Consider the following 615-nt stretch of genomic DNA (forward strand, 5'->3'; position numbering starts at 1 on the left):
TGACCACGCGAAACCGTTACCCGATGGCCTGATTGGATGGCTGCGGGAGTCCGTGATCCGAGCACAACGGGGGCGTGAGAATGGCTGACGCGTACATCATTCTCAACGAGCTCGCCCAGGAGCTTCGGCCGATGGCACAGGGCATCGAGTGGTTCGAGAGCCTCTGCGCTGAAGAGCAGGCCCACACCCTGCGCATCCTGTCGCACTTCTGTGTTCAGGCCCGCGCCACCACCGTGGACGGCCTGGAAGGTGTCCGACGTTCCGGGCTTCGCGCCACGCACACACCGGCGGTTCTGATCGCACGAGGACGAATCGACCAACAACTCGGGAAGATCGCCAGCCTCGCTCCGCGCGACGAGCGCCTCAAGTCCTTCCGGCTGCTGATCGCGGTGCTGGCCGTCGCCGACGGGCGACGACGAGAGCGCTCCTGTGCCAACGGATGCCGCCACGCGTGGCATCGCCTGTCTGCCGAGCCTGCCGAACCGTTGACCTGATTCCTCACGCTGCCACTTCTACCGAGTCAGCGACCCCCGATTGCCCCGCACCACCCTGCCCGGCTCCGACGGCTTCGCCGCCCCGCCACCCCCCGTTCCGCTGTCAGCGGACCTGCTGGAC

At 67.0% G+C, this 615-nt stretch carries 1 protein-coding gene; it reads left to right on the forward strand.

Going from position 1 to position 615, the window contains the following annotated elements; genetic code table 11:
• The first annotated feature begins 80 nt into the window (after nt 1-80).
• Nucleotides 81-494, forward strand: a complete 414-nt coding sequence (locus tag KUM32_RS38765; RefSeq protein ID WP_217146486.1) for a DUF5958 family protein — start codon at nt 81-83, stop codon at nt 492-494.
• Nucleotides 495-615: the final 121 nt, after the last annotated feature.

This window comes from Streptomyces sp. AC627_RSS907 (genome assembly GCF_019049165.1).